Raw genomic sequence first — 25835 nt, forward strand, 5'->3', positions numbered from 1 at the left:
GGAACCTGCGCCCGACCGAAACCGGCCGAGCTCGAGCCTTCGCTACTTGGCCTTCTCGAGGATCTCCACGATCCGCCACCGCTTGGTGGCGGACAGCGGTCGGGTCTCCATGATCGAGACCCGGTCACCGATGCCGGCGGCGTTCTGCTCGTCGTGGACCTTCAGCTTGCGGGTACGACGCATGATCTTGCCGTACAACGCGTGCTTGACCCGGTCCTCGACCTCGACCACGATGGTCTTGTCCATCTTGTCGCTGACCACCAGGCCCTCACGAACCTTACGGCGGGCCCGCACGGTGGCGGTGGTGTTCTCGGTCTCGCTCATGATGCAGTCACCTCAGTCGGCGCGGCCGAGAGACCCAGCTCGCGCTCACGCATGATCGTGTAGATCCGGGCGATCTCCCGACGGATGACCTGCAACCGCCGGTTGTTGTCCAGCTGACCGGTCGCGGCCTGCACGCGGAGGTTGAACAGCTCCGCCTTGGCCTCGCGCAGCTTCGTGACCAGCTCCTCCTCGGAGAGTTCACGCAGCTCGGAAGGCTTGACGCCCGCTGCCATCAGGATTCACCCACTTCGCGCGTAACAATGCGGCACTTCATCGGGAGTTTGTGGATCGCGCGACGCATCGCCTCTCGCGCGATCTGCTCGTTGGGGAAGGACATCTCGAAGAGAACCCGCCCCGGCTTGACGTTCGCGACCCACCACTCGGGCGAACCCTTACCGGAACCCATCCGGGTCTCGGCCGGCTTCTTGGTGAGGGCCTGGTCCGGGAAGACCGTGATCCAGACCTTGCCACCACGCTTGATGTGCCGGGTCATCGCGATACGTGCCGACTCGATCTGCCGGTTGGTCACGTACGCCGGCTCGAGAGCCTGGATCCCGAACTCGCCGAACACCACCCGGTTACCGCCCTTGGACGCGCCGTGGCGGTCCGGGTGGTGCGGCTTGCGGAAGCCCTTCGGGGGCTTGCGCGGCATCAGCATCTGTCAGCCCTCCTGCTGCGTTTCTGCCGGCTGGGTGACGGCCGAGGCGACAGCGGAGCTGTCGACCGGGTCACCGCTCGGCGTCTCGGCCTGCTGCGCGATGGTGGTCGCGGCAGCCCGGCCGGCCTCGGTACCGCCGGCGGTCGTACCAGACGAACCCGACCGGCCACGACGCGGCCGCTCGGGCCGGTCGCCACGCTCACCACGACGCGGGCGGGACGGACCGGCCTCGGCCGGAGCCTCCCGGCCCGGCACGGCGTCGCCCTTGTAGATCCAGACCTTCACGCCGATCCGGCCGAAGGTGGTACGGGCCTCGAAGAAGCCGTACTCGATGTTGGCCCGCAGCGTGTGCAGCGGAACCCGGCCCTCACGGTAGAACTCCGTGCGGCTCATCTCGGCACCGCCGAGACGACCCGAGACCTGGACCCGGATGCCCTTGCAGACGGGGTTCTTCATCGCCGACTGCATGGACTTGCGCATGGCCCGACGGAAGCTGACCCGGCTCGAGAGCTGCTCGGCGACGCCCTGGGCAACCAGCTGCGCGTCCGACTCGGGGTTCTTCACCTCGATGATGTTCAGCTGCACCTGCTTGCCGGTGAGCTTCTCCAGCTCGCCGCGGATCCGGTCGGCCTCCGCACCCTTACGGCCGATGACGATGCCCGGCCGGGCGGTGTGGATGTCGACGCGGACCCGGTCCCGGGTGCGCTCGATGTCGACCTTGGAAATGCCGGCACGCTCGAGGCCCTTGGACATCATTCGGCGGATCTTGACATCCTCGCCGATGTAGTCCTTGTAGAGCTTGTCCGCGAACCAGCGGGACTTCCAGTCGGTCGAGATGCCGAGCCGGAATCCAGTGGGGTGAACCTTCTGACCCATTACTCGGCGCCCTCCGTCTTGCTCTCCGTCTCAGCGGCCTCGGCCTGCTGCGCCGGTGCGGCCTTCTTCGCCGCGACCTTCTTCGGCGCGGCCGGCGCGACCGCCTCGACCGCCACGGTGATGTGGCAGGTGCGCTTGCGGATCCGGTACGCCCGGCCCTGCGCCCGCGGCCGGAACCGCTTCATGGTCGGGCCCTCGTCGACGAACGCCTCGCTGACGAGCAGCGCATCGGGGTCCAGCCGCTCGTTGTTCTCCGCGTTGGCGATCGCGCTCGCGAGCACCTTGTACACCTGCTCGCTCGCCGCCTGTGGCGCGAACTGCAGCACCGTGAGCGCCTCCTTCGCGGGCAGGCCGCGGACGAGGTTGACCACCCGGCGCGCCTTCATCGGCGAGATGCGCACGTGTCGCGCAACCGCCCGCGCGCCCGGAAGCACCGGAGCGTCGCCCTTTCCTGGCATCGCTGTAACCCCTTGTTCCTCTATCCGTATGCCCGCGGCTCAGCGCCGGCGGCTCTTCCGGTCGTCCTTCTCGTGACCCTTGAACGTGCGGGTCAGCGCGAACTCGCCGAGCTTGTGCCCGACCATGGCCTCGGTCACGAACACCGGGACGTGCTTGCGTCCGTCGTGCACGGCGATCGTGTGCCCGAGCATCTCGGGGATGATCGTCGAGCGCCGCGACCAGGTCTTGATGACGTTCTTCGAGCCCTTGTCGTTCTGCGTCTCCACCTTCTTGAGCAGGTGGTCGTCGATGAACGGGCCCTTCTTCAGGCTGCGAGGCATGCTCTATCTCCCTCAGCCGCGCTTACGCGTGGCGTAGCGGCGGCGGACGATCAGCCGGTCGCTCGGCTGGCCCTTACGACGGGTGCGGCCCTCGGGCTTACCCTGCGGGTTCACCGGGTGGCGACCACCGGAGGTCTTACCCTCACCACCACCGTGCGGGTGGTCGACCGGGTTCATCGCGACACCACGGACGGTCGGGCGCTTGCCCTTCCACCGCATCCGGCCGGCCTTGCCCCAGTTGATGTTCGACTGGTCGGCGTTGCCGATCTCGCCGATGCTGGCGCGGCAGCGGACGTCGACCCGCCGGATCTCACCGGACGGCATCCGGAGGGTCGCGTAGACGCCCTCCCGGCCGAGCAGCTGGATGCCGACGCCGGCCGAACGGGCCAGCTTGGCGCCGCCGCCGGGACGCAGCTCCACGTTGTGGATGGTGGTACCGACCGGGATGTTGCGCAACGGCAGGTTGTTGCCCGGCTTGATGTCGGCGCCCGGCCCGGACTCGACGCGGTCACCCTGCTTCATGTCCTTCGGCGCGAGGATGTACCGCTTCTCGCCGTCGGCGTAGTGCAGCAGCGCGATACGCGCGGTGCGGTTCGGGTCGTACTCGATGTGCGCGACCTTCGCCGGCACGCCGTCCTTGTCGACCCGCTTGAAGTCGATCAGGCGGTACTGCCGCTTGTGGCCGCCACCGTGGTGCCGGGTGGTGATCCGGCCGTGGGCGTTGCGTCCGCCCTTCTTCGGCAGCGGAGCCAGCAGCGACTTCTCCGGCGTGGACCGGGTGATCTCGGCGAAGTCGGCGACGCTGGAGCCGCGTCGGCCCGGCGTCGTCGGCTTGTACTTACGGATAGCCATTGTCTACACCCCTCAGCTGACCGGGCCGCCGAAGGCCTCGATACGGTCACCGTCAGCCAGCTTCACGATCGCCCGCTTGGTCGCCTTGCGCTGACCGAAGCCGGTCTTGGTGCGCTTGCGCTTGCCCTGGCGGTTGAGCGTGTTGACCGTCAGGACGCGGACGTTGAAGATCTGCTGGATAGCGATCTTGATCTCGGTCTTGTTCGCGTCCGGGTGCACCAGGAAGGTGTACCAGTTTCGGTTCAGCTCGCTGTAGCTCTTCTCCGAGACGACCGGCGCGACGATAATGTCCCGCGGGTCGGCGATCGTGCTCACTTGCCACCCTCCTCGGTGGTCTCGGCGGGCTCGGCCGCAGGGCCGACCTCCGTCGGCAGCCCCAGGAACTCGTCCAGGGCTTCCTTGGTGAAGACCACGTCGTCGGCCACCAGCACGTCGTACGTGTTGAGTTGGCCGGACTCGATCAGGTGCACCCGCGGCTCGTTGCGCAGCGACACCCAGTTCAGCTCGTCGGTGCCGCTCAGCACGACCAGGACCCGGCGGGCCTCGGTGAGCTTGGCCAGCGTGGCCAGGGCCGCCTTGGTCGACGGCTTCTCGCCCGAGACGAACGCCTCGACGACGTGCACCTGGCCGGCGCGGGCCCGGTCGGAGAGGGCGCCACGCAGGGCGGCGGCCTTCATCTTCTTCGGGGTCCGCTGGCTGTAGTCGCGCGGCACCGGGCCGTGCACCACGCCACCGCCGGCGAACTGCGGCGCGCGGATCGAGCCCTGCCGGGCCCGACCGGTGCCCTTCTGCTTGTACGGCTTCTTGCCGCCGCCGGCGACCTCGCCGCGGGTCTTGACCTTGTGGGTGCCCTGCCGGGCCGCCGCGAGCTGAGCCACCACGACCTGGTGCATCAGCGCGATGTTGGCCTGGACGTCGAAGATGTCGGCCGGCAGCTCGACGGAGCCGCTCGTGGCGCCTTCGACGTTGCGGACGTCAACGGTGGTCACTTGGCCACACCGCCCTTCTTCGCCTTCGTCTTGGCCGCGGTGCGGACCAGGACCAGCGCGCCCTTGGGGCCGGGGATGGCACCACGGACGAGCAGGAGGTTGTTCTCGGTGTCGACCGCCTGGACGGTCAGGTTCTGGACGGTGTAGCGCACGCCACCCATCCGACCCGCCATCCGGGTGCCCTTGAAGACGCGACCCGGGGTCGCGCACGCGCCGATGGAGCCCGGCGAGCGGTGCTTGCGCTCGACACCGTGGCTGGCGCGCAGACCGTGGAAGCCGTGCCGCTTCATCGGGCCGGCGTAGCCCTTGCCCTTGGTCTTGCCGGTGACGTCGATGGTCACGCCGGCCGGGAACTCCTCGACCGTGACCTCCTGGCCCAGCGAGTAGTCCGCCGCGTTCGCGGTGCGCAGCTCGACGATGTGCCGGCGCGGCGCCACGTCCGCCTTGGCGTAGTGCCCGCTGAGCGGCTTCTTGGCCTTGCGCGGGTCGATCGTGCCGTAGGCGAGCTGGACTGCGGAGTAACCGTCCTTCTCGGCGCTACGAACCTGGCTGACGACGCACGGGCCGGCCTGAACCACGGTCACGGGCACAACCTTGTTGTTGTCCCAGACCTGGGTCATACCGAGCTTGGCGCCCAGGATCCCCTTGACTTGCCTGTCCATTTGTCCGGTCCCTACAGCTTGATCTCGATGTCGACGCCAGCCGGCAGGTCGAGGCGCATGAGCGAGTCGACCGTCTTCGGGGTCGGGTCGATGATGTCGATCAGCCGCTTGTGCGTGCGCATCTCGAAGTGCTCGCGCGAGTCCTTGTACTTGTGCGGCGAGCGGATGACGCAGAAACGGTTGATCTCCGTGGGCAGCGGCACCGGGCCCGCGACCTGCGCCCCGGTGCGCGTCACCGTCTCGACGATCTTCCGCGCCGAGGAGTCGACGACCTCGTGGTCATAGGCCTTGAGCCGGATGCGGATCTTCTGTCCCGCCATGGTGGCTTCTGTTCCTTCTCTCGATGCCGCTGTGTTGCGGGCGCCTGTACCGGCTGGTACAGGCCCACTTCGCCGACCCCCGCGGTCGGGCGTGTCGCGCCCTCGGACCAGGCTCCGCCCCGGGACTCCGGAGCGACTCTCTGACCACGCGGTGGGTCAAGGCGCCGATCGCATCACAGCGATCTGGACGCCGTGCGAGGGTGGTTGACCGCCAGGGGCGATCAACCACCCTACGCGCGACTGTTGGCCATCCCGGAGGTCCAACTTTCGCCGGACACGGGCGACTAACCGTCGTTACGCAACCTGACTAGTATGCCGCACGACCGGCGGCAACGCTAATCGGGGTTACCTAGCTCACTTGATGATCTTGGTGACGCGACCAGCGCCGACCGTACGACCACCCTCGCGGATCGCGAACTTGAGGTTGTCCTCCATCGCGATGGGCTGGATGAGCTTCACGGCCATCGTGGTGTTGTCGCCCGGCATGACCATCTCGGTGCCCTCGGGGAGGGTGACGACACCGGTGACGTCCGTGGTCCGGAAGTAGAACTGCGGACGGTAGTTCTGGAAGAACGGGGTGTGCCGGCCGCCCTCCTCCTTGGAGAGGATGTAGACCGTCGCCTCGAACTCCGTGTGCGGGGTGCTGGTGCCCGGCTTGACGACCACCATGCCGCGCTCGACGTCCTCGCGCTTGATGCCACGCAGCAGCAGACCGACGTTCTCGCCCGCGCGGGCCTCGTCGAGCAGCTTGCGGAACATCTCGATGCCGGTGCAGACCGTCTTCTGCGACTTCTCGCGGATGCCGACGATCTCCACCTCCTCGTTCGGCTTGAGGATGCCGCGCTCGGCGCGACCGGTGACGACCGTGCCACGACCGGTGATCGTGAAGACGTCCTCGATCGGCATCAGGAACGGCTTCTCGGTCTCGCGCTCGGGCTGCGGGATCGCGGTGTCGACCGCGTTCATCAGCTCCAGCAGGCGACCGGTCCACTCGGGGTCACCCTCGAGGGCCCGCAGCGCCGAGACCCGCACGACCGGCAGGTCGTCACCCGGGTACTCCTGCGCCGACAGCAGCTCGCGAACCTCGAGCTCGACGAGCTCCAGGAGCTCCTCGTCGTCGACCATGTCGCTCTTGTTGAGCGCCACGACGATGTACGGCACGCCGACCTGACGGGCCAGCAGCACGTGCTCGCGGGTCTGCGGCATCGGGCCGTCGGTCGCCGCGACCACCAGGATCGCGCCGTCCATCTGGGCGGCACCGGTGATCATGTTCTTGATGTAGTCGGCGTGCCCGGGGCAGTCGACGTGCGCGTAGTGCCGCGCCTCGGTCTGGTACTCGACGTGTGCGATCGAGATCGTGATGCCGCGGGCCTTCTCCTCCGGCGCCTTGTCGATCTCGTCGAACGGCGTGTACGGGTTGAGGTCCGGGTACTGGTCGTGCAGGACCTTCGTGATGGCCGCCGTCAGCGTCGTCTTACCGTGGTCGATGTGACCAATGGTGCCGATGTTGACGTGCGGCTTAGTCCGCTCGAACTTAGCCTTCGCCACTGGTGTCCTCCTGTGGACTTCTTGGTTCGTTCGCCCCGGCGCGCCGGACGGCGCTTAGGACTCTGTCGACAGCCTTTCCGGCCTGCGGCCGGAGAGCTTGGTGGGTTCTGCGGCGATGAAGCCTACAGGCCCGGATTCATACAACCCGACCGAGGTGGTCGCGGGTGGGATTCCCTCCCGCGACCGGCCCCGGCTCACCGGATCGGCAGCAGGTGAGCGTCACTCACCCGTCGCCTTGGCGATGATCTCCTTCGCCACGCTCTGCGGCACCTCGGCGTAGGAGTCGAACTGCATGCTGTAGCTAGCCCGGCCCTGGGTCTTCGACCGCAGGTCGCCGACGTAGCCGAACATCTCCGACAACGGCACCAGAGCCCTCACGATGCGGGCGCCGCTGCGCTCCTCCATCGCCTGGATGATGCCGCGGCGGGAGTTGAGGTCGCCGATGACGTCACCCATGTTCTCCTCAGGAGTGGTGACCTCAACGGCCATCATCGGCTCGAGCAATGCCGGGTCGGCCTTGCGGGCCGCGTCCTTCATCACCATCGAGCCGGCGATCTTGAATGCCATTTCCGACGAGTCGACGTCGTGGTACTGACCGTCGAGCAGCGTCAGCTTGACCCCGACCAGCGGGAAGCCCGCCAGGACGCCGTACTGCATGGCGTCCTGCGCGCCGGCGTCGACCGACGGGATGAACTCCCGCGGGATACGACCACCGCTGACCGCGTTGGCGAACTCGTAGGTCGGCGACTCGTTGTCCAGCGGCAGCGGCTCGATGCTCACGATGACGCGGGCGTACTGGCCGGAGCCACCGGTCTGCTTCTTGTGGGTGTACTCGACCTTGTCCACCTTGCGGCGGATGGTCTCCCGGTACGCCACCTGCGGCTTGCCGACGTTGGCCTCGACGTTGAACTCGCGCCGCATCCGGTCGACCAGGATGTCCAGGTGCAGCTCGCCCATGCCGGAGATGACCGTCTGACCGGTCTCCTCGTCGAGCCGGACCCGGAAGGTCGGGTCCTCCTCGGCCAGCCGCTGGATCGCGGTGCCGAGCTTCTCCTGGTCGGACTTGGTCTTCGGCTCGATCGCCACCGAGATGACCGGCTCCGGGAAGGTCATCGACTCCAGGATCACCGGGTTCGCCGGGTCGGAGAGCGTGTCGCCGGTGGTGGTCTGCTTGAGCCCCTGCACCGCGATGATGTCGCCGGCCTGCGCCGTCGGACGCTCTTCCCGCTTGTTGGCGTGCATCTGGTAGATCTTGCCGATCCGCTCCTTGCGGTCCTTGGTGGAGTTGACCACCTGGGAGCCGGACTCGAGCAGACCGGAGTAGACCCGGACGTAGGTGAGCTTGCCGAGGTGCTTGTCCGTCTGGATCTTGAAGGCCAGGCCGGAGAAGGGCTCCGACTTGGACGGCTTACGCACCAGCGGGGTCTCACCGTCGGTGGCCGTACCCTCGATCGCCGGGACGTCCAGCGGCGACGGCAGGAAGTCGACCACGGCGTCGAGCATGGGCTGCACGCCCTTGTTCTTGAACGCCGAGCCGCACAGCACCGGGTTGGCCTTGCTGGCGATGGTGGACCGCCGGATGGCGGCCTTGATCTCCTCGACGGAGATCTCCTCGCCCTCCAGGTACTTCTCCATCACCGCGTCGTCGACGTCGGCCAGGGTCTCCATCAGCTTCTCGCGCCACTCGGCCGCGGAGTCGGCCAGCTCGGCCGGGATCTCCTCGATCGCGTAGTCCTCACCCTTCTGGGTCTCCCCGCGCCAGGTGAGGGCACGCATGCCGATCAGGTCGACGACACCGATGTGGTCGCCCTCGAGCCCGATCGGAATCTGGAGCACCAGCGGGGTGGCGTTGAGCCGGTCGATCATCATCTGCACACAGCGGAAGAAGTCCGCGCCCGTGCGGTCGAGCTTGTTGACGAAGCACATCCGCGGGACGTGGTACTTGTCGGCCTGCCGCCAGACGTTCTCCGTCTGCGGCTCCACGCCGGCGACGCCGTCGTAGACCGCGACCGCACCATCCAGCACCCGCAGCGACCGCTCGACCTCGACCGTGAAGTCGACGTGACCGGGCGTGTCGATGATCTGGATCGTGTGGCCCTTCCACTCACACTTGGTAGCAGCGGAGGTGATCGTGATGCCACGCTCCTGCTCCTGCTCCATCCAGTCCATGACGGCAGCGCCCTCGTGGACCTCACCGATCTTGTAGGTGATACCGGTGTAGAACAGGATCCGCTCGGTGGTCGTGGTCTTACCGGCATCGATGTGCGCCATGATGCCGATGTTGCGTACGTTGGCGAGCGCGTCTGCGGCGGCCACTTCAATCCCTACTTATCGTCGTCTCGACTCGACTGGTGACGGTTCCGCCGCCGGTCCGGCGGCGGAACCAGGCTGTTACCAGCGGTAGTGCGCGAAGGCCTTGTTGGACTCCGCCATCTTGTGGGTGTCCTCGCGCCGCTTGACGGCGGCGCCCAGACCGTTGCTCGCGTCCAGCAGCTCGTTCATCAGCCGCTCGATCATGGTCTTCTCACGACGGGCCTTGGAGTACGTCACCAGCCAGCGCAGACCGAGAGTGGTGGCCCGGGCCGGACGGACCTCGACCGGCACCTGGTAGGTGGCGCCACCGACGCGGCGGCTGCGCACCTCGAGGGTCGGCTTGACGTTGTCCATCGCCCGCTTGAGGGTGACGACCGGGTCGGTGCCGCTCTTCTCGCGGCAGCCCTCCAGGGCCGCGTACACGATGCGCTCGGCGAGCTGACGCTTACCGCGCATCAGGATCTTGTTGACCAACTGGGTGACCAGAGGCGAGTTGTACACCGGGTCAGCGACCAGCGGCTTCCGCGGAGCGGGTCCCTTACGCGGCATGTCAGCTCTTCTCCTTCTTCGCGCCGTAACGGCTGCGCGCCTGCTTGCGGTTGCGGACACCCTGGGTGTCCAGCGAACCGCGGACGATCTTGTAACGCACGCCGGGGAGGTCCTTCACCCGGCCGCCGCGAACGAGCACGATCGAGTGCTCCTGCAGGTTGTGACCCACGCCCGGGATGTAGGCGGTCACCTCGATCTGGCTGCTGAGCTTGACACGAGCGACCTTGCGGAGCGCCGAGTTCGGCTTCTTGGGGGTGGTGGTGTACACGCGGGTGCACACACCGCGCCGCTGAGGGGATCCCTTCAGCGCCGGGGTCTTGGTCTTGGTCGTCTTGGCCTGGCGGCCCTTTCGGACCAGCTGCTGAATGGTGGGCACCGGGTTTCTCCGCTCCCTTCGGCCGCTCACGCGACCGCGCCGTCTGCTCGTTAGCCGACCTGATGGTCGGCTCTCCTACATTCCGACCGGTGCCGCCTCACGGAGGCCCCGGTACCCGCGGTCGGGTGTGTCGCCCGATTCACGGTCCCGGTGCGGTCGCTCACGCGCGCACCGGCTTCTGTCACCGGCGCAAGATGGTGCGCACGCCGGGTCTTGGACTGTGTCGCACGGCCGCTCGATCTCCGGATCAATCCGGATCCCGCGCACGCACGAGTCGCCCAGGCATGCCCGGGCGCAAGGGGAAAGAGTACCTACCACAGCCTCGCAGGTCAAAACGGGCTGGTCCGACGGGTCTCATAGATCCCCGTCGGTCGCGCCGTGTGCCCTGCCTGCTCGCCCGTGACGGGCCCCTAGGACCTCCAGTGTACCGGCTGCCGCGGGCGGCAGCCGGTCACCCCCGGCCGACGGGGGTCACGCCAACTGCACCAGCAACGCCAGCCCCAGCCCCAGCAGGCTGAGCACCAGCCCCACCCCACCACAGCTGATTCCGGCCGTCGCCAGGCCCCGACCGGTGAACCGCACCGCCGGCGGCGGCGCGGCCCGCCGGATCTGCCGGCGGGCCAGCATCCCGGCGACGATCGCCGCCCCGCCGGCCAGCACGCCCGGCACCGTGAACGCGCCGGCCGCCCAGGCCCCGCCGAGCTGCGCTCCCCCGACGCCGAAGCAGATCACCAGGAACGAGACCAGGATCGACACCACCCCGGCGATCAGCGACCCCACCGCAGGACCGGAGGTGACCGCCGGCACGTCCAGGTGCACCACCCCGAAGGGCGTGCCGGGGACCGGGTCGACCCGCTTCGGGGCGCGGGGGGCGTCCGGCGGTGGCGGGGGCAGCGGCCCGGGTGCGCGCCCCCCGGGGTGTGCGCCGCCCGATCCGAGGACCGGCCCACCCCAACCGGGCAACGACCCGGCCCCGGACGGGCCGACGGCAGCCGCGCCGGGGGGCGGCGGTGGGGCGTACCCGATGGGAGCGGCCTCCGGCGGGACACCGGCACCATGGACCGGCCCGGGGGCGGACGGCGCCCCCCAGGGGCCCACAGCCCACGGATCGGGACGGGCCGGATCACCGGGCCCCTGATCGGGACGGGCCCAACCAGCCGGGCCGGGCTCCGGGGAGCCGGAGGGCGGCCCGCCCGGGTCGCCTCCCGACGGCGGCACCGGTTCCGTCACGTGGTCCTCCTGTCGCGAGCTGGGTCCACCGTCACGCGACGGACACCGGCCAGGCTACCGTCGCCGCGCACCGTGGGTGCTCCCCGCCGGATCATCACCCCGACGGGGGTCAGTCCATGTTCGGGGCGAAGTCCTGCCCGTACGGGGACTCGGCCAACCGGACCACGCCGATCACCACCAGCGTCACCACGGCGACCGCGACCAGCACCAGCCCCACCCAGGCCAACCGCTCCCCCCGCCGCAGCCAGGCCGCCCCGGTGAGGAAACCACCCGAGGCGTACGCCTCCCGGCGGGCCTGCCGGGCCAACTGGAGGGCGATCGTGGCGGGCACCACCCCGCCGACGAAGAGCCCGGTCAGCGCCCCGATCAGGCCGAGCGCGAAGACGGCCCGCGCCTTGGTGGCGCGCACCGGGTCGGGGTCGAGCGGATGACGTGGCGGTTGGTACGTCACCGGCGCCTGCCCCGGAGCGGTCGTCATGCCCACCATCATGCCCGGCCACCCCCGTATCGAGCACTCCCCGGCGAACCCGGCAGATCCCGACGGACCCGGGACACGACGAAGGCCCCCGGCGCGATGCCGGGGGCCTTCGTCGGTTGTCGCCTAGCGGTACGACCCGAAGTCGAAGTCGTCCAGCGGAACAGCCTGGCCGCTGGCCGGCCCGAAGCCGTAGTCGGTCTCCGGGTAGCCGGTCATCGAGTAGACCTTGGCCTTCGCCTCCTCGGTCGGCTCGACCCGGACGTTGCGGTACTTGCTGATGCCGGTACCGGCCGGGATGAGCTTACCGATGATCACGTTCTCCTTGAGGCCGACCAGCGAGTCGCTGCGCGAGTTGATCGCCGCGTCGGTCAGCACCCGGGTGGTCTCCTGGAAGGAGGCCGCCGAGAGCCAGGAGTCGGTGGCCAGCGAGGCCTTGGTGATACCCATCAGCACCGGACGACCGGCGGCGGGCTCGCCACCCTCGCCGACGAGCCGGCGGTTCTCCGACTCGAACAGCGCCCGGTCGACCAGCACGCCCGGCAGGAACTCGGTCGAGCCGGAGTCGATGACCGTCACCCGCTTGAGCATCTGGCGGATGATGATCTCGATGTGCTTGTCGTGGATGAGCACACCCTGCGAGCGGTAGACCTCCTGGACCTCCTGGGTCAGGTGGACCTGGACCGCACGCGGGCCGAGGATGCGCAGCAGCTCGTGCGGGTCGATGGTGCCCTCGGTGAGCTTCTCGCCGACCTCGACGTGGTCCCCGTCGTGGGTCCGCAGTCCGACCCGCTTGGAGATCTTGTCGTAGACGATCTCGTCGCTGCCGTCGTCCGGCACCACGATGATCTTCCGGGACCGCTCGCCGTCCTCGATCCGGATCCGGCCCGGGGTGTCGGCGATGGGCGCCTTGCCCTTCGGGATCCGGGCCTCGAAGATCTCCTGGACACGGGGCAGACCCTGGGTGATGTCCTCACCCGCGACACCACCGGTGTGGAAGGTACGCATCGTCAGCTGGGTGCCCGGCTCACCGATCGACTGGGCGGCGATGATGCCGACCGCCTCGCCGACGTCCACGGTCTTGCCGGTCGGCAGCGAGCGGCCGTAGCACGCACCGCAGACACCCAGCTTCGACTCGCAGGTGAGCACGCTGCGCACCCGGACCGTCTCCACCCCGGCGGCGACGATCTTGTCGACCCCGATGGAGTTGATGTCCTGGCCCCGGTGTGCCACCACGGTGCCGTCCGGCCCCTTGATGTCGTCGGCCAGGGTCCGGGCGTGCACGCTGGTCTCGGCGTGCTCGTGCACCACCAGCTTGCCACCCTCCAGGCGCTCGCCGATCTGCATCGGGATCGCCCGGTCGGTGCCGCAGTCCTCTTCGCGGATGATGACGTCCTGCGAGACGTCCACCAGACGACGGGTCAGGTAACCCGAGTCGGCGGTCCGCAGCGCGGTGTCAGCCAGACCCTTACGGGCACCGTGCGTGGAGATGAAGTACTCCAGCACGGACAGACCCTCCCGGTACGAGGCCTTGATCGGCCGCGGGATGATCTCGCCCTTCGGGTTGGCCACCAGACCACGGATCGCCGCGATCTGCCGGAGCTGGAGCAGGTTACCGCGGGCACCCGAGTTGATCATCTTCCACAGCGGGTTCTCCTGCGGCAGCGCGGTGTCCATCTCCTTGGCGACCTCGTTGGTCGCCTTGGTCCAGATCTCGATCAGCTCGCCGCGTCGCTCCTCGGCGGTCATCAGACCACGCTGGTACTGCTTGTCGATCCGGTCGGCTTCCTTCTCGTACCGCTCCAGGATCTCCCGCTTGCGCGGCGGCGGGATGACGTCCTCCATACCGATGGTGACGCCGGACCAGGTGGCCCAGTGGAAGCCGGCCTCCTTGAGGCCGTCCAGGGTGGCCGCCAGGGCCACCTTCGGGAAGCGCTCGGCGAGGTCGTTGACGATCGCGGAGAGCTGACCCTTGCGGATCTCGTAGTTCACGAAGCGGTAGCCCTGCGGCAGCGTCTCGTTGAACAGGACCCGGCCCAGCGTGGTCTCCACGGTCACCGGGTCGCCCTCGGTCCAGCCCTCCGGCGCGACCCACGGCTCGGCGCCCGCGCCGTTGTCCACGCCCACCACGTTGCGCAGCCGGATCTTCACCGGGGTCTGCAGGTGCAGCGCGCCCCCGTCGAAGGCCATCCGCGCCTCGGCGTCCGAGCTGAACGCCCGGCCCTCGCCCTGGCCCCCAGGGATGAGGTGGGTCAGGTGGTAGAGACCGATGACCATGTCCTGGGTGGGCATGGTGACCGGCTTGCCGTCGGCCGGCTTGAGGATGTTGTTCGACGACAGCATCAGGATCCGCGCCTCGGCCTGGGCCTCGGCGGACAGCGGCACGTGCACCGCCATCTGGTCACCGTCGAAGTCGGCGTTGAACGCGGTGCAGACCAGCGGGTGGATCTGGATCGCCTTGCCCTCGACCAGCTGCGGCTCGAAGGCCTGGATGCCCAGGCGGTGCAGGGTCGGTGCCCGGTTGAGCAGCACCGGGTGCTCGCCGATGACCTCTTCCAGCACGTCCCACACGACCGGCCGCTGCCGCTCGACCATCCGCTTGGCGGACTTGATGTTCTGCGCGTGGTTGAGGTCGACCAGCCGCTTCATCACGAACGGCTTGAACAGCTCCAGCGCCATCTGCTTGGGCAGGCCGCACTGGTGCAGCTTCAGCTTCGGGCCGACCACGATGACCGAACGGCCGGAGTAGTCGACGCGCTTGCCGAGCAGGTTCTGCCGGAACCGGCCCTGCTTGCCCTTGAGCATGTCGGACAGCGACTTGAGCGGGCGGTTACCCGGGCCGGTGACCGGCCGGCCACGACGGCCGTTGTCGAACAGCGCGTCGACGGCCTCCTGGAGCATCCGCTTCTCGTTGTTGACGATGATCTCGGGCGCACCGAGGTCGATCAGCCGCTTGAGGCGGTTGTTCCGGTTGATCACGCGGCGGTACAGGTCGTTCAGGTCGGAGGTCGCGAAACGGCCACCGTCGAGCTGCACCATCGGGCGCAGGTCCGGCGGGATGACCGGGACGCAGTCCAGCACCATGCCGAGCGGCGAGTTGCGGGTGTTCAGGAACGCCGCGACGACCTTCAGCCGCTTGAGCGCCCGGATCTTCCGCTGACCCTTGCCGGAGCGGATGGTCTCGCGCAGGCTCTCGGCCTCGGCGTCGAGGTCCATGTTCTGGACCAGCGCCTTGATGGCCTCGGCGCCCATGCCGCCGGTGAAGTACTCGCCGAACCGGTCGCGCAGCTCACGGTAGAGCAGCTCGTCGGTGACCAACTGCTTCGAGTCGAGCTTGCGGAAGGTGTCGAGGACCTCGTCGAGGCGGTCGATCTCGCGCTGGGCCCGGTCGCGGATCTGGCGCATCTCGCGCTCTCCGCCCTCCTTGACCTTGCGCCGGACGTCCGCCTTGGCACCCTCGGCCTCCAGCTCGGCCAGGTCGGCCTCGAGCTTGGCGGCCCGCTTCTCGATCTCCGAGTCACGGCTGTTCTCGGACTGCCGCTTCTCGGCGAGGATCTCGTTCTCGATGGTCGAGAGGTCACGGTGACGCGCCTCGGCGTCCACGCTCGTCACGACGTACGAGGCGAAGTAGATGATCTTTTCGAGGTCCTTGGGGGCGAGGTCCAGCAGGTAGCCCAGCCGGCTCGGCACGCCCTTGAAGTACCAGATGTGGGTCACCGGAGCGGCCAGCTCGATGTGCCCCATCCGCTCACGACGGACCTTGGACCGGGTCACCTCGACGCCGCAGCGCTCACAGATGATGCCCTTGAACCGGACCCGCTTGTACTTACCGCAGTAGCACTCCCAGTCCCGCTGAGGGCCGAAGATCTTCTCGCAGAAGAGTCCGTCCTTCTCCGGCTTGAGGGTGCGGTAGTTGATCGTCTCAGGCTTCTTGACCTCACCGTGCGACCACTGACGGATGTCGTCCGCGGTCGCGAGGCCGATGCGCAGCTCGTCGAAGAAGTTGACGTCGAGCACTATGTCCCCTATGTCGTCGTCTGTACTGCTAGCTAACCGGTGGGGTTCGGGGCAGGGTGACCCGCAGCGGGATCAGGCCCGACCTCGCGGGTTCCAGCGCGCCTGCTTCGCATCGCGCCCTGGTACCCGCGCCGGAGCGGGTCACCACCCTGCCCCGAACACCACCTCAGACCTCTTCGACCGAGCTCGGCTCGCGCCGGGACAGGTCGATGCCCAGCTCCTCCGCGGCCCGGAACACCTCGTCGTCGGTCTCGCGCATCTCCAGGGCCACGCCGTCGCTGGAGAGCACCTCGACGTTGAGGCACAGCGACTGCAGCTCCTTGAGCAGCACCTTGAACGACTCCGGGATGCCCGGCTCGGGAATGTTCTCGCCCTTGACGATCGCCTCGTAGACCTTGACCCGGCCGAGGACGTCGTCGGACTTGATCGTCAACAGCTCCTGCAGGGCGTAGGCAGCGCCGTACGCCTGCATCGCCCAGCACTCCATCTCACCGAAGCGCTGACCACCGAACTGCGCCTTACCACCCAGCGGCTGCTGCGTGATCATCGAGTACGGGCCGGTCGACCGGGCGTGGATCTTGTCGTCGACCAGGTGGTTGAGCTTGAGGATGTAGATGTAGCCGACCGCGATCGGGTCGGGCAGCGGCTCGCCGGACCGACCGTCGAACAGCCGCGCCTTGCCGGAGGACCCGATCAGCTGGTTGCCGTCCCGGTTGGGCAGGGTCGACGAGAGCAGACCGGAGATCTCCTCCTCACGGGCACCGTCGAAGACCGGAGTGGCCACGTTGGTGTCCGGCTCGGACTCGTGCGCCTCGATCGACCGGAGCTGACGCTTCCAGTCGGCGTCCTCGCCCTCGACCTTCCAGCCGGTCTTGGCCACCCAACCGAGGTGGGTCTCCAGCACCTGCCCGATGTTCATCCGGGACGGCACGCCCAGCGGGTTCAGCACGATGTCGACCGGGGTGCCGTCCTCCAGGAACGGCATGTCCTCGATCGGCAGGATCTTCGAGATGACGCCCTTGTTGCCGTGCCGGCCGGCGAGCTTGTCACCGTCCTGGATCTTCCGCTTCTGGGCGACGTAGACCCGGACCAGCTCGTTGACGCCCGGCGGCAGCTCGTCGCCGTCCTCGCGGGAGAAGGTACGCACACCGATGACCGTGCCGGTCTCGCCGTGCGGCACCTTCAGCGAGGTGTCCCGGACCTCGCGCGCCTTCTCACCGAAGATCGCACGAAGCAGCCGCTCCTCGGGGGTCAGCTCGGTCTCGCCCTTGGGCGTGACCTTGCCGACCAGGATGTCGCCGGGGACGACCTCGGCGCCGATCCGGATGATGCCGCGCTCGTCGAGGTCAGCGAGCATCTCCTCGCTGACGTTCGGGATGTCGCGGGTGATCTCCTCCGGGCCGAGCTTGGTGTCCCGGGCGTCGACCTCGTGCTCCTCGATGTGGATCGAGGTGAGCACGTCCTGCTGCACGAGGCGCTGCGACAGGATGATCGCGTCCTCGTAGTTGTGACCCTCCCAGCACATGAACGCCACCAGCAGGTTGCGCCCGAGCGCCATCTCGCCCTCGTCGGTGCACGGACCGTCGGCGATGACCTGGCCGGCCTCGACGCGGTCGCCCTCGAAGACCACCGGCTTCTGGTTGACGCAGGAGCCGGAGTTGGAGCGGCGGAACTTGTGCAGCAGGTACGTCCGGCGGTGGCCGTCGTCCTGGTGGATGGTGATGTAGTCGGCGCAGAGGTCCTCGATCACACCGCCGACCTCGGCGACGACCACGTCGCCGGCGTCCACGGCCGCGCGGTACTCCATGCCCGTGCCGACCAGCGGGGCCTCGGCCTTGACCAGGGGCACCGCCTGACGCTGCATGTTGGCGCCCATGAGCGCGCGGTTGGCGTCGTCGTGCTCGAGGAACGGGATCATCGCGGTGCCGACGGAGACCATCTGCCGCGGCGAGATGTCCATGTAGTCGACGGCGGCCGGGATCACGTCCTCGGTCTCACCACCCTTACGGCGGCACAGGACCCGGTCCTCGGCGAAGGTGCCGTCGGCCTTCAGCGGCGCGTTGGCCTGGGCCTTGACGAACCGGTCCTCGTCATCCGCGGTCAGGTAGTCGACCTGGTCGGTGACCCGACCGTCGACGACCTTGCGGTACGGCGTCTCGATGAAGCCGAACGGGTTGACCCGGGCGAACGTCGAGAGGTTGCCGATCAGACCGATGTTCGGGCCTTCGGGCGTCTCGATCGGGCACATCCGGCCGTAGTGGGACGGGTGCACGTCCCGGACCTCGAAGCCGGCCCGCTCCCGGGACAGACCACCCGGACCGAGCGCGTTCAACCGCCGCCGGTGGGTGAGCCCCGCCAGCGGGTTGGTCTGGTCCATGAACTGGGACAGCTGCGACGTACCGAAGAACTCCTTGATCGCCGCCACCACCGGGCGGATGTTGATCAGGGTCTGCGGCGTGATCGCCTCGACGTCCTGCGTCGTCATCCGCTCCCGGACGACCCGCTCCATCCGCGACAGGCCGACCCGGACCTGGTTCTGGATGAGTTCACCCACGGTACGGATCCGACGGTTGCCGAAGTGGTCGATGTCGTCCGCCTCGTAACCGTCCTCGCCGGCGTGCAGCCGGCAGAGGTACTCGACGGTGGAGACGATGTCGTCCTCGGTGAGCGTGCCGGTGGTGATCGGCACGTTCAGCCCGAGCTTCTTGTTGAACTTGTACCGACCGACCTTGGCGACGTCGTACCGCTTCGGGTTGAAGAAGAGGTTGTCGAGCAGGGTCTGGGCGTTCTCGCGGGTCGGCGGCTCGCCAGGGCGGAGCTTGCGGTAGATGTCGAGCAGGGCCTCGTCCTGGCCGGCGATGTGGTCCTTCTCGAGCGTGGTCATCATCAGTTCGGACCAGCCGAACCGCTCGCGGATCCGCTCAGCCGACCAACCGATGGCCTTGAGTACGACCGTGACGGCCTGACGGCGCTTGCGGTCGATCCGGACACCGACGGTGTCGCGCTTGTCGATGTCGAACTCCAGCCAGGCACCCCGGCTCGGGATCACCTTGACGCTGGACAGGTCGCGGTCGGAGGTCTTGTCCGGCTGCTTGTCGAAGTACACGCCGGACGAGCGGACGAGCTGGCTGGTCACGACGCGCTCGGTGCCGTTGATGATGAAGGTGCCCTTCGGCGTCATCATCGGGAAGTCACCCATGAACACCGTCTGGCTCTTGATCTCGCCAGTGGTGTTGTTGGTGAACTCCGCGGTCACGAACAGCGGCGCGCAGTAGGTCAGGTCCTTCTCCTTGCACTCCTCGATCGAGGCCTTGACCTCGTCGAAGCGCGGCGCCGAGAAGGAGAGCGACATGGTGCCGGAGAAGTCCTCAATGGGACTGATCTCGTCGAGGATCTCCGCGAGACCCGAGCGTGCGTGCGGGTCGTCCGCCGACCGGCCCTGCCAAGCCTCGTTGCCGACGAGCCAGTCGAAGGACTCGTTCTGAATGGCAAGGAGGTTGGGGACCTCGAGGTGTTCGGTGATCCTGCCGAAAGAAACTCGGCGGGGAGCGAAAGCGCTCGACGTACGACTGGTCTTCGCAGGGCGGGAAGCTGCCAAGATGCGTCCTTCCGAGGACCGGTGCTGCAGAACGGCTGGTATGCGTGCACTCCAATGACCCCACCAGAAATATCCGTAACCGGACATTTCCGAGCAGGGGTTACGTCGGAAGGCAGCGCAAACTAGCAGTGTAGCCGAGAGGCTAACCGCTGTCCAGCCCATCCCGCAGGCCGTCGCGGAACGTGCCTCGGAACCCCGAGAATCGGGGTCGGACCGGGCCGCTCGGAACGCGACGTTCCTGGCGGGCCGCTCGGGTAGAGCAGCTGCTGATGCTGCCGCAGCCTCTACCCAAGAGGTGGCCGTCGCAAGCGCGGAAGGTCTTGCTGGTGTCAGCGTGCCTGGCAGGCCGGGGCCACGTCAAGAGCCTCATCCCGGCTGCCCACCCGGTTTCCCACCGACGAACTATCCCGGGACGCCTCCACCGCGCCGCACACCCGGTGCGAACTCCCTGCTCACGCCACTGACACCCGGAGTGACCACGCACAGCGGGCGGTGATCCGTTCCCGGATCACCGCCCGCCATGGGTGCGATGTGCCACGGCTCACTCGAGCCGGACCCACGCGAAGTCGACCCGAGGCCGACCTCAGGTCACTTGAGGGTGACCTTGGCGCCTTCGCCCTCGAGCTTGGCCTTGGCCTTCTCGGCGGTCTCCTTGTTGACCTTCTCCAGGATCGCCTTCGGCGCGGCCTCGACCGCGTCCTTGGCCTCCTTGAGGCCCAGGCCGGTCAGCTCACGCACGACCTTGATGACCTGGATCTTCTTGCCACCGTCGGCCTCGAGGATGACGTCGAACTCGTCCTTCTCCTCCTCGACCGGAGCGGCGGCGGCACCACCGGCGCCACCAGCGGCGGCAATCGCGACCGGAGCGGCGGCGGTGACCTCGAAGGTCTCCTCGAACTGCTTCACGAACTCAGAGAGCTCGATCAGCGTCATCTCCTTGAACGCGTCGAGCAGCTCGTCGGTGCTGAGCTTCGCCATGTCTGGCGTCCTTTCTCGCAATGAAAATTAAGAACGTGGTGCGCCGGGAGGCCTCTCAGGCCGCCTCGGCGCCCTCCTGCTCGCGCTTCTTGTCCGCCAGGGCAGCCGCCGCACGGGCGGCCTTGGAGAGCGGAGCCTGGAACAGGGCCGCGGCCTTGCTCAGGTTGCCCTTCATCGCGCCGGCCAGCTTGGCCAGCAGCACCTCACGGGACTCCAGGTCGGCAAGCTTCGTGACCTCGGCCGCGGAAATGGCCTTGCCCTCGAAGACACCGCCCTTGATGACGAGCTTCGGGTTGGCCTTCGCGAAGTCGCGAAGACCCTTCGCCGCCTCGACGACGTCGCCCGAAACGAAAGTCAGCGCGGTAGGACCGGTGAACAGCTCGTCGAGGCCGGAGATGCCCGCCTCGGTCGCGGCACGCTTGGCCAGCGTGTTCTTCGCGACCGTGTAGGTGGTCTCCTTGCCGAGCGAGCGCCGCAGCTGGGTGAGCTGGGAAACCGTCAGACCACGGTACTCGGTGAGCACCGCAGCGCCCGAGGTACGGAAGCTCTCGGTCAGCTCAGCGACGGCCGTGGCCTTGTCGGCCCGGATCGGCTTGTCCGCCATGTCCCTCCTCTCTCGTTACTCGGAGCTGGTCGCCGTCGAGGAGCACGAGGCTCTGCGACGGCACCGGAGGCGTCACGACAAACGAAAAGCCCCGGCGCAGGGCGCGCGGGGCGAGGGCCGGACCGATCACCGCGGTCGACGGACCACGGAGAGGAACCGAATTACGCTTACCGCCCTGCGCGGGTCGCCCGTCGTCGCGGAGCCTTCGACCGTGCCGGGGCACGGTGACCAGCGGTCTCTGGGTGGAACTACCCGCCCAGGTTACGCGACGTGTCCGGCCATCACCAAATCGCCCCCGACCGACCCCGAGGCGCGACCGACCCCGGGGCCCGACCGACAGAAGCAGGTCACCTGGCCGGGGGCCTGCTGCTGCGTCCGCATCGTCAGGGGCGGACCCGCCGCCGCCAGGCGTAGCCGGCCAGCGCCAGCCCGGCCCAGGCGCAGGCCCAGCCGGAGAGGAGCAGGGCGGTACCGGCCGGGAGGGGGCCGGTGAGCGCCCGCGCGGTCGCCAGCACCGGCGGCACCAACCAGGGCGACACCGAGCCACGCAGGCCCAGCACGAGGGTGCCGACCACGCCCACCGCCAGCACCGAGACGCCGTACCCGGCACTGCGGGTCAGGGCCCGGCTGGCCAGGGCGCCCAACGCCGTCGCGGGCAGCAGGGCGAGCAGGTGCGCCCAGAGCCCGAGGGCGAGCCCCGCCAGCAACGGCAGGTCACCCGGGCCCGGCTCGGCCACCCCGCCGACCAGCCACGGGAAGAGCAGCGCCACCAGCGCCGTGCCCACCCCGGCGACCAGCGCCGCGAGCAGCCCGGCGAGCCGGTCCCGGGCCGGACCGACGAGCACCTGCGCCAGCCGGCGCTGCACGTCCGGCTCGACGTCCAGCATGATCTTGGCCTGCCAGGCCAGCACCGGAAAGAGCACCACGGCGCTGACGCCGTACGCCTCCGCCGGCTGGGCGCGTCCGCCGCCGTAGAGGACGCCGAGGACGAGCAGGCCGGCCAGGAGCGGCGCCAGCGCCCGTCCGGTACGCAGGAACCCCGCCAGCCGCATGCGGACCAACGCGCTCACCGGGCCACCTCCCCCGCCCGACCGCCCAGCGCCGGGCCACCCGCCGACCCACCGCCCGGAGGCGGGTCGGCGAGCGGTGGTGCCGTCGCCTGCGAGGGCGGGACGGCGACCGGCGGCGCAGCCGCCTCCGGGGGCGGGGCGGTGGGTTCGCGTACCCGCAGAATGTGGTGGCCGTCGGCGCGCAACCGGGCGACGGTGCCGGCCAGCCGCGCGGCCGGCACCGCGACCTCGACCACCGCGACGGCCGATGGTCCGGTGGTCTGCTCCTCGGTGACCAGGCCGTCGGTCACCGTCCAGTGCCGGGCCCCCGGGAGCCGGACCGTCTCGCCCCGGTGGTCGCTGACCAGGACCGCTCCCCCACCGGCCAGCACCTCGTCGATCAGCTCCGGGACCAGGCCCCGGGCGGCGGCGTCCAGCCCCTCCCAGGGCTCGTCCAGGACCAGCAGGCCCGGGATACGCAGCATCGCCTGGGCCAGGCCGACCTTCTGCGCGGTGCCCTTGGACAGCTCGGGCAGGCGGACCGCACGGAACGGGGTCAGGCCCAGGCGGTCGGTCCAGCGGATGACGGCCCGGTCGGCCTCGGCCCGGCCCAGGCCGGCGATCCGGCCCATGGCGGTCAGGTAACGGGCCACCGTGAACGGCTGGTCGGCGGGGAATCGTTCGGGCACCCAGCCGACGTGTCGGGGGCGGTCGACCACCCGGCCCCGCACCGGACGCAGCGCCCCGGCGCAGAGTTGCAGCAGGGTCGACTTGCCCGCCCCGTTTCGGCCGAGCACCACGGCCACCTCGCCCGGATCGAGCTGGGCCGTGACCCCGCGCAGCACCCAGGGGCCGCCCCGGTGGTACCGGAGCCGGACGTCCTCCAGTCGCATGCGGCGAGCCTGTCACACCTCGACACACGGAAGGGCCCCGCCACGGTGGCGGGGCCCTTCGCGGGAGAAGCCGGGCTCAGCCCTCGGCGCCGGTCTCCTGGACGTTCTTCACCACGTTCGGGTCGATCGGGACGCCCGGACCCATGGTGGTGGCCAGGGTGACCTTCTTGAGGTACTTGCCCTTGGCCGCGGACGGCTTGACGCGGAGCACCTCGTCCAGCACCGCGGCGTAGTTGTCGATCAGCTGGGTCTCGGAGAACGAGGCCTTGCCGATGATCAGGTGCAGGTTGGAGTGCTTGTCCACCCGGAAGGTGATCTTTCCGCCCTTGATGTCCGAGACGGCCTTGGTGACGTCCATGGTCACCGTGCCGGTCTTCGGGTTCGGCATCAGGCCGCGCGGGCCCAGGATCCGCGCGATCCGGCCGATCTTGGCCATCTGGTCCGGCGTGGCGATCGCCGCGTCGAAGTCCAGCCAGCCGCCCTGAATCCGGGCGACCAGCTCGTCCGTGCCCACCTCGTCGGCACCGGCGGCGACGGCCTCCTCGGCCTTCGCGCCGGCGGCGAAGACGATCACGCGGGCGGTCTTACCGGTGCCGTGCGGCAGGTTGACCACGCCGCGGACCATCTGGTCCGCCTTGCGGGGGTCGACGCCGAGGCGCATGGCGACCTCGACCGTGGCGTCGAACTTGGCGTTGGTGGTTTCCTTGGCGAGTTTGACCGCCTCGGCCGGGGTGTAGAGCTTCGACTTGTCGATGGCCTCGGCGGCCTTGCGGTAGGTCTTGCTGCGCTGCATCTCGGGTTACTCCTGTGGTCTCTGGCGGGCCGCGGTCGACGCGTGCCCTCCCACGAACTGATCTTGAGGGCTGACCGGGGTCAGTCGTTGACGACGATGCCCATCGACCGGGCGGTGCCGGCGATGATCTTCGCAGCCTGGTCGACGTCGTTGGCGTTGAGGTCGGCCATCTTCTTCTCGGCGATCTCGCGCACCTGGGCCTGGCTCACCGAGCCGACCTTCTGGCTCTGCGGCACGCCGGAGCCCTTCTCCACACCGGCGGCCTTGAGCAGCAGCCGGGCGGCGGGCGGGGTCTTCAGGACGAAGGTGAAGGACCGGTCCTCGTACACGCTGATCTCGGCGGGGACGATGTCGCCCCGCTGGGACTCGGTCTGCGCGTTGTAGGACTTGCAGAACTCCATGATGTTCACGCCGTGCTGGCCGAGCGCGGGGCCGACCGGCGGAGCCGGAGTCGCCTGGCCCGCCTTCAGCTGAAGCGTGAACGTCTTGACGAGCTTCTTCTTCGGAGGCATGTCACTTCCTGGGGCTTGGAACTGGGAAAGGTGCCGGCCACGGGCGCGCACGGTCAGCGCGGTGCGACAGCGGCGACGTTCAAGAGTAGCGCAGCGCCCGGCGACCCTCTGCGCCGAGGTCCGCGCCGGGGTGGAACGACGTCGCCGGCGGCGGGCCGCTGCCCACCGCCGGCGACGAGGAACGTCGTCAGATCTTGGCGACCTGGTTGAAGTTCAGCTCGACCGGGGTCTCCCGGCCGAAGATCGACACCAGCACCTTGAGCTTCTGCTGATCGGCGTTGATCTCGCTGATCGTCGCCGGCAGCGAGGCGAACGCGCCGTCGGTGACGGTGACCGAGTCGCCCACCTCGAAGTCGAGGACCCTGATCTCGGGCTTGGCCTTCTTCTGCTCGGTCTCCACCGCCGGGGCCAGCCACTTCAGCACCTCGTCGAGGCTCAGCGGCGCCGGCCGGTCGGCCCGGTCGGTGGCCCCCACGAAGCCGGTGACCCCCGGCGTGTTGCGCACGCAGGAGTACGACTCGGCGGTCAGCTCCATCCGGACCAGGATGTAGCCGGGGAAGACCTTGGCCTGGATCTGGGAACGCTTGCCGTTCTTGACCTCGACCTCTTCCCGGGTCGGCACCTCGACCTGGTAGATGTACTCCTCCATGTCGAGGGAGATGATCCGGGTCTCGAGGTTGGTCTTGACCTTGTTCTCGTAGCCGGCGTACGAGTGCACCACGTACCAGTCGCCGGGCGCGTAGCGCAGCTTCTGGCGCAGCTCGGCGACCGGGTCGTAGTCCTCGTCCGGCTCAGGCTCCGTGGTCGGGAATTCCGGCTCGCTGGCGGCCTCGACCGACTCGTCACTCGCCGCCGTCGCGACCGTGGACTGGTCGTCCGTGGTCTCGGCGGTCTCGTCGTACTCAGGCACGCTTGCTCACTTCCGTCACTATCGGCTCAGTCGGGCCGGTCAGCTGGGGCTGCCGAAGACCCACAGCACGCCCTTCGCGAAGGCGAAGTCGAGAAGGCCCACGATCGTCAGCATCACCGCGACGAAGGTGACCACCACGGCCGTGTAGGTCAGCAGTTCCTTGCGGGTCGGCCAGATGACCTTACGCAGTTCGGCGACCACCTCGCGGAAGAAACGCGCGATGCGGGCGAACGGCCCCACCCGGTCGGTCTCGGACCGGGTCTTCGGCTTGCTGTCGGCCGCACCTGCGCGGGTCCGCGAACGGGTCGCGGTACCGCCCCGGGATACCGGCTCGTCCGCGTCGGTGGCGTCGTCGTCGGTGGCGTCGCCGTCGGCGGTCACCTCGTCGACGACCTCGTCACGCTCGTCGCGCAGACCGTCGTCGCCGGCGTCCTCGCCGCGCCGCTTGCTCTCGGCCACTTCGCCCTCCGTCGCGGGATGTCGGTTCGTACGCCGGGAGGCGTACGCGGCGCGCTGGTCACGCCGGCCGG

General features: G+C 68.8%; 27 protein-coding genes. All 27 read right to left on the reverse strand.

From position 1 onward, the window contains the following. Window positions 1-42: 42 nt before the first annotated feature. Entirely contained in the window at window positions 43-324 is a 282-nt protein-coding gene (gene rpsQ / locus ACIG87_RS06215) for a 30S ribosomal protein S17 (protein ID WP_396848677.1), read from the reverse strand. Continuing rightward, entirely contained in the window at window positions 321-557 is a 237-nt protein-coding gene (rpmC, locus tag ACIG87_RS06220) for a 50S ribosomal protein L29 (protein WP_013288628.1), read from the reverse strand. The genes rpsQ and rpmC overlap by 4 nt, the downstream gene beginning before the upstream one ends. Continuing rightward, the gene (gene rplP / locus ACIG87_RS06225) at window positions 557-982 is read right to left on the reverse strand and encodes a 50S ribosomal protein L16 (protein WP_088647000.1); all 426 of its coding nucleotides are present in this window, start codon (window positions 980-982) and stop codon (window positions 557-559) included. The genes rpmC and rplP overlap by 1 nt, the downstream gene beginning before the upstream one ends. Window positions 983-985: 3 nt before the next feature. Beyond that, the gene (rpsC, locus tag ACIG87_RS06230) at window positions 986-1858 is read right to left on the reverse strand and encodes a 30S ribosomal protein S3 (protein ID WP_396848680.1); all 873 of its coding nucleotides are present in this window, start codon (window positions 1856-1858) and stop codon (window positions 986-988) included. Beyond that, complete coding sequence (rplV, locus tag ACIG87_RS06235; RefSeq protein ID WP_396848682.1) at window positions 1858-2316, reverse strand: 50S ribosomal protein L22; 459 nt, start codon at window positions 2314-2316, stop codon at window positions 1858-1860. Before rplV ends, rpsC begins: the two co-directional genes overlap by 1 nt. Window positions 2317-2355: 39 nt before the next feature. Continuing rightward, window positions 2356-2637 (reverse strand): 30S ribosomal protein S19, encoded by a 282-nt coding sequence (rpsS, locus tag ACIG87_RS06240; protein WP_088647003.1) that lies wholly within the window; start codon window positions 2635-2637, stop codon window positions 2356-2358. A 12-nt stretch (window positions 2638-2649) separates the two neighbouring features. Then, the gene (gene rplB, locus ACIG87_RS06245; protein ID WP_091242024.1) at window positions 2650-3489 is read right to left on the reverse strand and encodes a 50S ribosomal protein L2; all 840 of its coding nucleotides are present in this window, start codon (window positions 3487-3489) and stop codon (window positions 2650-2652) included. Window positions 3490-3501: 12 nt separating this feature from the next. After that, window positions 3502-3804 carry a 50S ribosomal protein L23 gene (gene rplW / locus ACIG87_RS06250; protein WP_007465304.1) on the reverse strand — a complete coding sequence of 101 codons (303 nt, stop codon included), beginning with the start codon at window positions 3802-3804 and terminating at the stop codon, window positions 3502-3504. Further along, on the reverse strand, window positions 3801-4478 hold the full coding sequence (gene rplD / locus ACIG87_RS06255; RefSeq protein WP_396848684.1) for a 50S ribosomal protein L4: 678 nt from the start codon (window positions 4476-4478) through the stop codon (window positions 3801-3803). The genes rplW and rplD overlap by 4 nt, the downstream gene beginning before the upstream one ends. Further along, window positions 4475-5140: a 50S ribosomal protein L3 gene (rplC, locus tag ACIG87_RS06260; protein ID WP_328342830.1), complete on the reverse strand. Its 666-nt coding sequence runs from the start codon at window positions 5138-5140 to the stop codon at window positions 4475-4477. Before rplC ends, rplD begins: the two co-directional genes overlap by 4 nt. A gap of 11 nt (window positions 5141-5151) precedes the next feature. After that, on the reverse strand, window positions 5152-5460 hold the full coding sequence (gene rpsJ, locus ACIG87_RS06265) for a 30S ribosomal protein S10 (protein ID WP_007073037.1): 309 nt from the start codon (window positions 5458-5460) through the stop codon (window positions 5152-5154). Window positions 5461-5814: 354 nt separating this feature from the next. Then, window positions 5815-7008, reverse strand: a complete 1194-nt coding sequence (tuf, locus tag ACIG87_RS06270) for an elongation factor Tu (protein ID WP_067301408.1) — start codon at window positions 7006-7008, stop codon at window positions 5815-5817. 219 nt (window positions 7009-7227) lie between these two features. After that, a complete protein-coding gene (gene fusA, locus ACIG87_RS06275; RefSeq protein WP_396848686.1) occupies window positions 7228-9324 on the reverse strand; it encodes an elongation factor G in 2097 nt (698 codons plus the stop codon). Window positions 9325-9399: 75 nt separating this feature from the next. After that, on the reverse strand, window positions 9400-9870 hold the full coding sequence (gene rpsG / locus ACIG87_RS06280; RefSeq protein WP_091242043.1) for a 30S ribosomal protein S7: 471 nt from the start codon (window positions 9868-9870) through the stop codon (window positions 9400-9402). 1 nt (window position 9871) lies between these two features. Beyond that, window positions 9872-10246, reverse strand: coding sequence for a 30S ribosomal protein S12 (gene rpsL / locus ACIG87_RS06285; RefSeq protein WP_007465318.1), 375 nt, complete (start codon window positions 10244-10246; stop codon window positions 9872-9874). Between the two features lie 471 nt (window positions 10247-10717). Further along, window positions 10718-11140, reverse strand: a complete 423-nt coding sequence (locus tag ACIG87_RS06290; protein WP_396848752.1) for a hypothetical protein — start codon at window positions 11138-11140, stop codon at window positions 10718-10720. Window positions 11141-11585: 445 nt separating this feature from the next. Then, on the reverse strand, window positions 11586-11954 hold the full coding sequence (locus ACIG87_RS06295) for a hypothetical protein (RefSeq protein ID WP_396848688.1): 369 nt from the start codon (window positions 11952-11954) through the stop codon (window positions 11586-11588). A gap of 123 nt (window positions 11955-12077) precedes the next feature. After that, window positions 12078-15968 carry a DNA-directed RNA polymerase subunit beta' gene (locus ACIG87_RS06300; protein ID WP_396848689.1) on the reverse strand — a complete coding sequence of 1297 codons (3891 nt, stop codon included), beginning with the start codon at window positions 15966-15968 and terminating at the stop codon, window positions 12078-12080. Between the two features lie 166 nt (window positions 15969-16134). Beyond that, entirely contained in the window at window positions 16135-19566 is a 3432-nt protein-coding gene (locus tag ACIG87_RS06305; protein WP_396848691.1) for a DNA-directed RNA polymerase subunit beta, read from the reverse strand. 588 nt (window positions 19567-20154) lie between these two features. Beyond that, window positions 20155-20544 carry a 50S ribosomal protein L7/L12 gene (rplL, locus tag ACIG87_RS06310; RefSeq protein ID WP_396848693.1) on the reverse strand — a complete coding sequence of 130 codons (390 nt, stop codon included), beginning with the start codon at window positions 20542-20544 and terminating at the stop codon, window positions 20155-20157. A 55-nt stretch (window positions 20545-20599) separates the two neighbouring features. Beyond that, complete coding sequence (gene rplJ / locus ACIG87_RS06315) at window positions 20600-21148, reverse strand: 50S ribosomal protein L10 (RefSeq protein WP_088644793.1); 549 nt, start codon at window positions 21146-21148, stop codon at window positions 20600-20602. A gap of 383 nt (window positions 21149-21531) precedes the next feature. Further along, entirely contained in the window at window positions 21532-22218 is a 687-nt protein-coding gene (locus ACIG87_RS06320; protein WP_396848695.1) for a hypothetical protein, read from the reverse strand. Then, on the reverse strand, window positions 22215-23090 hold the full coding sequence (locus ACIG87_RS06325) for an ATP-binding cassette domain-containing protein (protein WP_396848696.1): 876 nt from the start codon (window positions 23088-23090) through the stop codon (window positions 22215-22217). The genes ACIG87_RS06320 and ACIG87_RS06325 overlap by 4 nt, the downstream gene beginning before the upstream one ends. A 76-nt stretch (window positions 23091-23166) precedes the next feature. After that, window positions 23167-23883, reverse strand: coding sequence for a 50S ribosomal protein L1 (gene rplA / locus ACIG87_RS06330; protein ID WP_396848698.1), 717 nt, complete (start codon window positions 23881-23883; stop codon window positions 23167-23169). A gap of 80 nt (window positions 23884-23963) precedes the next feature. Continuing rightward, window positions 23964-24395 carry a 50S ribosomal protein L11 gene (rplK, locus tag ACIG87_RS06335; RefSeq protein WP_396848700.1) on the reverse strand — a complete coding sequence of 144 codons (432 nt, stop codon included), beginning with the start codon at window positions 24393-24395 and terminating at the stop codon, window positions 23964-23966. A gap of 187 nt (window positions 24396-24582) precedes the next feature. After that, window positions 24583-25305, reverse strand: coding sequence for a transcription termination/antitermination protein NusG (nusG, locus tag ACIG87_RS06340; RefSeq protein ID WP_396848702.1), 723 nt, complete (start codon window positions 25303-25305; stop codon window positions 24583-24585). Window positions 25306-25344: 39 nt separating this feature from the next. Continuing rightward, the gene (gene secE / locus ACIG87_RS06345; protein ID WP_396848703.1) at window positions 25345-25764 is read right to left on the reverse strand and encodes a preprotein translocase subunit SecE; all 420 of its coding nucleotides are present in this window, start codon (window positions 25762-25764) and stop codon (window positions 25345-25347) included. Between the last annotated feature and the right edge of the window lie 71 nt (window positions 25765-25835).

Origin of the sequence: Micromonospora sp. NPDC051925 (genome assembly GCF_044548625.1) — a bacterium.
Lineage (GTDB): Bacteria > Actinomycetota > Actinomycetes > Mycobacteriales > Micromonosporaceae > Micromonospora.